The sequence below is a fragment of the Streptomyces sp. NPDC007856 genome (assembly GCF_042868225.1).
Lineage (GTDB): Bacteria > Actinomycetota > Actinomycetes > Streptomycetales > Streptomycetaceae > Streptomyces.
Map to the genome: position 1 here is coordinate 1 of NZ_JBIAEC010000075.1, position 5,238 is coordinate 5,238.

At 66.9% G+C, this 5,238-nt stretch carries 4 protein-coding genes and 4 pseudogenes; 4 read left to right on the forward strand and 4 right to left on the reverse strand.

Translation table 11 applies throughout. The features are described 5' to 3' along the window. Positions 1–603: 603 nt before the first annotated feature. Positions 604–1,410: pseudogene (locus tag ACFYOH_RS44330) on the forward strand (IS256 family transposase); the annotation flags it as partial. A gap of 9 nt (positions 1,411–1,419) precedes the next feature. On the opposite strand, the pseudogene ACFYOH_RS44335 reads toward ACFYOH_RS44330, so the two are convergent. Then, positions 1,420–1,869, reverse strand: a pseudogene (locus tag ACFYOH_RS44335) (transposase); the annotation flags it as partial. Between the two features lie 55 nt (positions 1,870–1,924). Between ACFYOH_RS44335 and ACFYOH_RS44340 the strand changes: the two are divergent. Next, positions 1,925–2,284 (forward strand): annotated as a pseudogene (locus tag ACFYOH_RS44340) (transposase); the annotation flags it as partial. A gap of 111 nt (positions 2,285–2,395) precedes the next feature. Here ACFYOH_RS44340 and ACFYOH_RS44345 read toward each other — a convergent pair. From ACFYOH_RS44345 to ACFYOH_RS44355, 3 genes are all read right to left on the reverse strand, one after another. Next, positions 2,396–2,800 (reverse strand): hypothetical protein, encoded by a 405-nt coding sequence (locus ACFYOH_RS44345; protein ID WP_388637933.1) that lies wholly within the window; start codon positions 2,798–2,800, stop codon positions 2,396–2,398. Between the two features lie 158 nt (positions 2,801–2,958). Continuing rightward, on the reverse strand, positions 2,959–3,792 hold the full coding sequence (locus tag ACFYOH_RS44350; protein ID WP_388637936.1) for an ISAs1 family transposase: 834 nt from the start codon (positions 3,790–3,792) through the stop codon (positions 2,959–2,961). Further along, positions 3,789–4,310 carry a transposase family protein gene (locus ACFYOH_RS44355; RefSeq protein WP_388637939.1) on the reverse strand — a complete coding sequence of 174 codons (522 nt, stop codon included), beginning with the start codon at positions 4,308–4,310 and terminating at the stop codon, positions 3,789–3,791. The genes ACFYOH_RS44350 and ACFYOH_RS44355 overlap by 4 nt, the downstream gene beginning before the upstream one ends. A gap of 238 nt (positions 4,311–4,548) precedes the next feature. Here ACFYOH_RS44355 and ACFYOH_RS44360 point away from each other — a divergent pair. Next, a pseudogene (locus ACFYOH_RS44360) lies at positions 4,549–4,997 on the forward strand (transposase). Positions 4,998–5,057: 60 nt separating this feature from the next. Further along, the coding region (locus ACFYOH_RS44365) for a transposase (protein ID WP_388637942.1) at positions 5,058–5,238 on the forward strand (181 nt) is incomplete at its 3' end.

Sequence of the window (5,238 nt, forward strand, 5' to 3'; positions counted from 1 at the left end):
GTGGTGGCCGTGGCGGATGCGACGTCGTGGTTCTGGGACAAGGCGACACCTGGGCTCGAAGCGGGTTCGGGCGTGTTCGTTGATCCACGGGCGGGGGGGGGGGGGGGGGGGGGGGGGGGGGGGCCCCCCCCCCCCCCCCCCCCCCCGCCCGGCCACGTGGCGTCGACGCCGCGTGCAGGCAGAGGAGTTGACCGCGGCTCGGTCAGCAGTCGCCGAATGGCCGCCGGACCCGGGTCCGGCGGCCAGACTTGTTGTACTGAGGGCAATGGCCAGGTGCGCGCGACGAGAGGCCTTCACCACACGATCCCGGCCGCAGGAGGTCGGCCTCGCGCCTGCACACGGCCACGGCGGTGCGAAGGCGCAGCGTGATACCACAAGGTGATCCTTGAAATCGTCGGCCGGTCCTCGTGGTCCACGTCGGAGCGAGGGTGAGTTGTCAGCGGTCAGTAGTGTTACCGATCCGCGTCGGGTTGAGTCCTGAGAAGTGGTGTACCGGCTCCCACCTGATCCGGGCGTTTGCCCCGGCGTCGGAGTGAGTGCCCGGATACAAGAACGGCCACCGGCTGATCTTCGAGATGTCGAGTCACGAAGGAGATCAGCACGATGACCGCACCCGACAGTCTGCCTTTGTACGCTCTCGCGGAGGACAACCTCGCCGCGGCGAGTCCCGATCTGCTGGGCGCGATGGTCAAGACGTTCGCCGACGCGCTCATGTCCGCCGAGGCCGACGCCCTCTGCAACGCCGAATACGGACAGGTCGGCGACGAGAGAGTCAACCACCGCAACGGATATCGCCCGCGCGAGTGGGACACCCGCGCCGGCACCGTCGAACTCGCCATCCCCAAGCTCAGGTCCGGCAGTTACTTCCCGCACTGGCTCCTGGAACGACGACGCCGGGCCGAGCAGGCCCTCATCTCGGTGGTCGCCATTGCCTACCTGCTGGGCGTGAGCACACGAAGGGTCGAGAAGCTCGCCGAGTCCCTCGGCGTCGCCCAGCTGCCGAAATCCCGGGTCAGCACAATGGCCAAGCACCTGGACGACCAGGTCGCCGCGTTCCGCAACCGCCCCTTGGACGCCGGCCCCTACGCCTTTGTCTGGGTCGATGCGCTCACGCAGAAGGTCCGCGAGGGCGGCCGCATCATCAACGTCCACGCCCTGATCGCGGTCGGCGTCAACGCCGACGGCCACCGCGAGATCCTCGGCCTGGACGTCGCCACCGCCGAAGACGGCGCCGGCTGGCTGGCCTTCCTGCGCTCACTGATCGCCCGCAGCCTGTCCGGCGTCCAACTGGTCATCTCCGACGCACACATCCTGGTCAACGCGATCGGCGCCACCCTGCCCGGCGCGAGCTGGCAGCGATGCCGCACTCACCACGCCCGCACGCTGCTGAGCCAGGTCCCCAAGTCGGCCGCATTCTCTGTCACGGATCATCGCCCAAAGGACGTTGACGCGTCGGCGGGCGAGAGCGAGGAGGGCCTGTTTGTGTCCCTTTCCTTCGTTCCGCTTTCGTTGGTAGTACACCTTGGAGGCGGGGCAGGACTTGAGACTGGCCATCGCCGACAAGTACATGGTGCGGAGCAGGCCGCGGTGGTAGCGGCGGGGTCTGCGCAGATTGCCACTGACGCGGCCGGAGTCACTTGGCTGTGGAGCCAGGCCGGCGAAGCCTGCCAGCCGGTCCGCGCTGCCGAAGGCGTCCAGGTCACTGCCCGTTGCGACGATGAACTCGGCGCCGAGCCGTGCGCCCATGCCTGGCAGACTGCGGATCACCTCCGCGTGCGGGTGCTCGCGGAACTTCGCCTCAACGAGGACATCAAGCTCCACGATCTCCTCTTCGAGGGCCAGATCAGCGGATGCAACAAATGCAACCAGGCCTCAACTAGGACCTCGGTCCCCACTCCTGACCCTCGCTCATAGCCTTTCCCCTAAACAGACCCTGGGCTGGGCCGCCCCGATGGTCAGGAACCCGGAAATGGCCGACCTATGGACCTCGCTGTTTATCGCCGCCCACACCCAGCTCCGCCTCGCCCGGCCCCTCGCCGAGGACCTCGGCGGGCTATAGGTACGGCCCCCGGAACCTCGCCGCTTCACCCCCGCCCGAGTCCGCCGGGGGTTTCGCAACGTCCGCACGACAGCAGCCCGCCCGGCAAGCGCGCCAGAACCGTCCCGACCAGGTCCCGGACGGCCTCCTGGCTCGAAAAACAAGCAACGGGCCACGCGCCACGACGTTGGCAAGACCGTCAAACGCGTCGAATCGATCAAGGACCATCGAGGCCAGCGAGGTTAAACGCCAAGCTCAGCCGTCGTACACGGCCCCGTCGGTGCGGGTCGGGGGTACCTAGTAGGTCAGCCCGTATCGGTCAGGTCTGCTGTTCTCTGATATTCGGACCTAAATGACTCACCAACCGACATGGAACGAGGAGGACTTATTGTCGATCCATGACGGGAGAGTGGGCCACCAATCTCCGCCGCTAAACTCGAAGACTGATCCACTCTCATAGGCGTCCGTGTACAGCCAGCCGACGCGGTACTGGGAGCTGTCGGCCCAACTTCGGATAGAGGATATGTTGTCGTTCATCCCATAAGGCTCATTCGAGAAGTTGTCGACAGCTCCCGTCCCGTAAGCCGCATCAACCTCGTAGCAGTCACCCGTGTAGTTCGGCCCGGTGAAGAACTGAATGACTCCGGGCTTCCCGTAGTTGTAGCAGTTCCCGGCCGCGCTGGCGTTGGGGGTGAAGGTGAAGAGACCGCCGATGGCCACCGCAGTGACTGCCGCCGCCTTCAGTCGCAGATTCTTGATCATTTCGTTCACGATTCCCGAGGCGCGGCTGTGGACCGCGACGCTTTTGTGTCGTTCCGCACATCGAGCTCCGATCATTCCGGAGCCCACTTCCATGTATGCACTGCGGGTTGCGAGTGATGGCCACTCATACCTACAACGGGTGGCAGGGGTGCCGAAGTTCACATGCCAAATGGAGGGAGACGTAGATCACCTACTGAGCGAAGAGGAGGGGCCGGGATGCAGACGCTGTCGTTCGAGAACCGGGCGGTACGGTGGGCGACAGCCGCAGGGCTTGAGCAAGTTCCGTGGGCGTCCGGGTTGTTGGTGATGCCCAGGATGGGGAGTGCTCGTTGGGGTTCGTCGCGGATCGCCCGGGTGGTCTTGGCGATGTTGTCGGCTCCGAGGGTTTTCAGCACGCCGATGGCGAGGTTGCGGAGGGTCGGCATGGCGCGAGGTGCGGTCCCGGTGTGAACGGTGGAGGCGTCCTCGGCGAAAGTGACGTCCCTGATGTGGTGCGAGGAGTTCTCCACTCCCCAATGCCCACGAATCGCGGCGGCCAGGTCGGCCGGGCCGGCTTGGTGGGCGTCGAGGCTCGTAACGGCGTAGACGCTCTGGCGGGTCTCGCGTTCGCCGGTGGGCTTGCGGCGGCGGTGGACACGGATGGCCAGGCGGGCGTGGGGGAAGGCGATCCCGTCGAGTTGGTCCGCGATCCCACAGGTCTTGATCGAGCGGGACTCCCGCCTGCCGTGCCCGGGGGCGGAGGCGGTGTGCTGGACGGGAATGTCCCGCCAGGGCAGGGCCGCGAGTTGACTGTAAGCGGTCGGCTGGTTGGTTTTGATCACGGCGACGTAGTGGGCCTTCTTGGTCTCGACCAGCCAGGAGATGTTCGCCTTGAGCGAGTGCAGCGCGTCGAAGGTGACTACTGCGCCGGCCAGGTCCAGCGGCGCCGGCAGCGGCTGGAAGTGCGTGGTTTCGTTCGTCTTCGCGCCGACCTCCACCTGGGCGAGGGTCACGACGCGGCCGTGGGTGACCGCGGAGAGCAGTGCCGTCGCGCCGAGGTGAGACGGGCTGAGCCCTTGAGCGCCTTGCCGTCGACGGCGATGACGCGCCGCCGCCCGGACGCGGACGCTGTCACAGCGGGCTCGGTGGCAGCGCGGTGCCGGTCGGCCAGGTAGGCACCCACAGCCCGGTCCAGGGCGTCACCATCGACGGCCACCAGCACGCGCCCGATCGTGGCCGGCGCCGGAGTGCGCCGCCACCTCAGTGGACGGCGGCGGATACCGAGGATCGCCAGCAGCGTGTCCGAGGCACGCTCGCCCCACTCGGCAAGTTCGTCGATGCTCTTCGCTCCCGAGACGACCGCGCAGGCGCACACCGGCAAGATCGCCGTCAGCGAGTACCACCGGCTCTGCCGCGAGCGCGGGTCGGGCACCGAGTCGAGGTAGGGGCGCAGATCAGCGACCCGGTCAGCGTCCAGCGGACCCAGCTTCACCAGCACGGCAGGGACAGGAGAAGATATGGCAGCAGGCACGGGCCACCTCATGATCATTGGGCTTCAGCACCACAATGTCCATCGCACCCCTTGAGCTGGGGTGTTGCAACGACCACTAGAACGGAAGGCCTGCGGAGGCTACATCTGCTTCGAAGACGAAGCCGGGTTCACCCGGCGGCCGCCCCAAGGACGCACCTGGGGCCGGCGCGGCCGCACCCCGGTCGTAACCGTGAGCGGCCGCCGCCCGGGGCGCCTGTCGGTGGCCGGGCTGATCGCCATGCGGCCGGGATCCCGGACCCGGCCGTGCCACCGCCTGCGCACCCACCCCGCGGGCAAAGGCAAGCGCCGCAGCACGGGCGAGCGCCGCAGCATGGGCGAGTGCGACTTCATCGCGCTGATCGACGGCGTCCACCAGCTCGTCAAGGCGCCCATCGTGCTGGTGTGGGACCGGCTGAACACTCACATCTCCCGCGTCATGCGTGAGCTGATCGCCGAGCGCGAGTGGCTGACGGTGTTCCTGCTGCCCGCGTACTCGCCCGACCTCAACCCGGTCGAGTGGGTATGGGCGCACGTCAAGCGCAGCCTGGCCAACCTCGCCGTCGTCGCCCTCGACCCCTTGAAGCACTCGTACGCAACCGGCTCAAACGCCTCCAGTACCGGCCCGACACCCTCGAAGGCTTCATAGCAGGCACCGGCCTGACCCTCAACGATCCAACGTCACCTTGACCAGCCGAAGTCAGTAACTTAAGATATCGTCTCATTTGGCGTGTTCGATAGTCTGGCATCGTGGGGATCGTTGAGCGTCTAGTGCCGGATGAGTTGTGGGAACTGTTCGAGCGGGTGGTGCCGCCCGCTCCCTCGCGACCGCAGGGCGGTGGCCGACGGCGGTACGGAGACCGCGAAGTTCTGGCAGCGATCATCTTCGTAGCCACGTCGGGCTGTACTTGGCGGCAGTTGCCTCCTTCAT

Bases quoted from the DNA above. Each gene is read 5' to 3' on its own strand.
- ACFYOH_RS44345 (WP_388637933.1), bottom strand. From the start codon at position 2,800: ATGATCAAGAATCTGCGACTGAAGGCGGCGGCAGTCACTGCGGTGGCC.